Annotated in this window: 3 protein-coding genes; all 3 read right to left on the minus strand. The window is 69.9% G+C overall.

Translation table 11 applies throughout. From position 1 onward, the window contains the following. A partial coding sequence (locus KDH83_RS30260) for a PLP-dependent aminotransferase family protein (protein ID WP_212322637.1) occupies positions 1-1,346 on the minus strand: 1,346 nt, incomplete at its 3' end. Between the two features lie 41 nt (positions 1,347-1,387). After that, positions 1,388-1,546: a DUF2474 domain-containing protein gene (locus KDH83_RS30265; RefSeq protein WP_212322639.1), complete on the minus strand. Its 159-nt coding sequence runs from the start codon at positions 1,544-1,546 to the stop codon at positions 1,388-1,390. Beyond that, entirely contained in the window at positions 1,546-2,553 is a 1,008-nt protein-coding gene (gene cydB, locus KDH83_RS30270) for a cytochrome d ubiquinol oxidase subunit II (protein ID WP_212322642.1), read from the minus strand. The genes KDH83_RS30265 and cydB overlap by 1 nt, the downstream gene beginning before the upstream one ends. Positions 2,554-2,614 lie beyond the last annotated feature (61 nt).

Raw genomic sequence — 2,614 nt, forward strand, 5'->3', positions numbered from 1 at the left:
CCGTAGTTCAGCCGCAGGAAGTTGCCGAAGCCGCCGGTGGCCGAGAACAGCGGACCGGGCGCGATGCTGATGCCGTGGCCCAGCGCGGCGCGGTGCAGTTGCAGCGTGTCGATCCGCTCGGGCAGCTCGACCCAGATGAAGTAGCCGCCCTGCGGCCGCGTGGCGCGGGTGCCCTTGGGGAAATGCCGCGCCACGGCCTGCAGCATCTCGCCCTGTTGCAGGGCCAGCTGCTGGCGGAACTGGCGCAGGTGGCGGTCGAAGCCGCCTTTCTCCAGGTAGGCGGCGATGGCGGCCTGGGTGGGCGCGGCGGTGGCCAGGCTGGTGGTGAGCTTGTTGCGCATGATGCGGCGCGTGTAGCGGCCGCCGGCCACCCAGCCGACCCGGTAGCCCGGCGCCAGCGTCTTCGAGAACGAGGAACAGTGCATCACGATGCCCTCGCGGTCGAAGGCCTTGGCCGGGCGCGGGCGCTTGTCGCCGAAATAGAGCTCGCCGTAGACGTCGTCCTCGATCAGCGCCACGCCGTGGCGCGTCAGCAGCTTGACCAGCGCTTCCTTCTTGGCGTCGGGCATCAGGCTGCCCAGCGGGTTCTGGAAAGTGGTCATCAGCCAGCAGGCGCGCGGCTTGTGGCGCACGATGGCCTGGGCCAGCGCGTCCAGGTCGATGCCTTCGCGCGGATGGGTGGCCACCTCGATGGCGTGCAGCTGGTTGCGTTCCAGCGATTGCAGCGCCGCGTAGAAGGTCGGCGATTCCACGATCACCGCGTCGCCCGGCCGCGTCACCGCGCTCAGGCACAGGTTGAGCGCGTCCAGCGCGCCGTTGGTGATGATGATGTCATCCACCGGCACCGTCAGGCCGTCGGCCAGGTAGCGCAGCGCGATGGCGCGGCGCAGCGCGGCGTCGCCGGGGCTGAGGTCATCGATCGAGCCCCAGGGGTCGAGCTTCTGCACCGTCGACGCCATGAACTTGGCCAGCCGGCCGTAGGGCAGCAGCGAGGGATTGGGAAAGGCCGAGCCGAAGGGCAGCATGTCGCGCCGCAGGGTGGCGTTGAGCACCTGCAGCACCTTGTCGCTGACGTCCACCGGATGGCGGCCGGCGTCGGCGCTGGAGACGGCCTCCAGTTCCGGCAGCGTGGCCTGCGGCGCGCGCAGCACGTAGTAGCCGGAACGGTCGCGCGCGCGGATCAGGCCGCGCGCCTCCAGCAGATAGTAGGCCTTGAATACCGTCGACGGGCTGACGCCGCGGCTGGCGCTGGTCTGGCGCACCGAGGGCAGCCGGTCGCCGGCCTGCAGCAGGCCCGACAGGATCGAGCCGGTGATTTCCTCGGTCAACTTCTCATAGCGTTTCATGGCGGTTCCGCGCGGGCGGCCTGCAAGGAGAGGGAATGGGATCAGTGGGACATGCCGATGGCGCGCATGACCAGGCGCATGGACCAGGCCGCCACGCCCAGCGCGGCGACGCTGCCGGCCCAGATCAGCGCCAGCCACAGCAGCCGGCTGCGCCAGGAGGGGAGCGCCGGAGCGGCGCGGGTGTTGGATCGGGATGGCATCAGTGATACCCCTCGCCCGCGCGCACCTTGCCGCGGAACACGTAGTAGGACCAGGCCGTGTACATCAGGATGACCGGGATGATGGCCAGCGCGCCCACCAGCGCGAAGCCCAGGCTCTGCGGCGGCGCGGCCGCCGTCCAGATCGAGACGTCCGGCGGAATGATGGCCGGCCAGATGCTGATGCCCAGGCCGCTGTAGCCCAGGAACACCAGCCCCAGCGCCAGCAGGAAGGGACCGGCGGCGGGCGCGCCCTGCACGCGGCGGATCAGGTCGAAGCCGGCCGCCGCCACCAGCAGCGGCACGGGCAGGAACCAGAACATATTGGGCAGGCTGAACCAGCGCTGCGCGATCTGCGGCTGCGCCAGCGGCGTCCACAGGCTGAGCGCGGCGATCACGGCCAGCAGCGCCAGCGTCAGCGGCTTCGCGGCGCGGCACATGCGGCGTTGCAACACGCCCTCGGTCTTCATGATCAGCCAGGTGCAGCCCAGCAGCGCATAGGCGGCCACCAGGCCCGCGCCGGTGAACAGCGAGAAGGGGCTGATCCAGTCCCAGGGACCGCCCTGGTAGACGCGGCCGACGACCGGGATGCCTTCGATGTAGGCGCCCAGCGCCACGCCCTGGAAGAAGGTGGCGCAGACCGAGCCCAGCACGAAGGCGCGGTCCCACAGCGGGCGGTGGCGCTCGTCGGCCTTGAAGCGGAACTCGAAGGCCACGCCACGGAAGATCAGGCCCAGCAGCATGAACACCAGCGGCAGGTGCAGCGCGTGCAGGATGACGGAATAGGCCAGCGGAAAAGCGGCCATCAGGCCGGCGCCGCCCAGTACCAGCCAGGTCTCGTTGCCGTCCCACACGGGCGCCACGGTGTTGACCATGACGTCGCGCTCCTCGGCGTCGGACACCAGCGGGAAGAGTATGCCGATGCCCAGGTCGAAGCCGTCCATGATGACGTACATCATGATGCCGAACAGGATGATCACGGCCCAGATCAATGCGAGGTCGATGCCCATCTCAGGCTCCCGAATGCGAGGTTTGCGGCGGCAGGCCGGCGCCGGTGGAGGCGGCGGACAG

Source organism: Achromobacter sp. Marseille-Q0513 (assembly GCF_018195695.1).
In the GTDB taxonomy this organism is placed as follows: domain Bacteria; phylum Pseudomonadota; class Gammaproteobacteria; order Burkholderiales; family Burkholderiaceae_B; genus Achromobacter.

What these genes read in the sequence shown, in the direction of transcription:
- KDH83_RS30265 (WP_212322639.1), bottom strand. Translation starts at nt 1,546, where the DNA reads ATGCCATCCCGATCCAACACCCGCGCCGCTCCGGCGCTCCCCTCCTGG.
- cydB (WP_212322642.1), bottom strand. Translation starts at nt 2,553, where the DNA reads ATGGGCATCGACCTCGCATTGATCTGGGCCGTGATCATCCTGTTCGGC.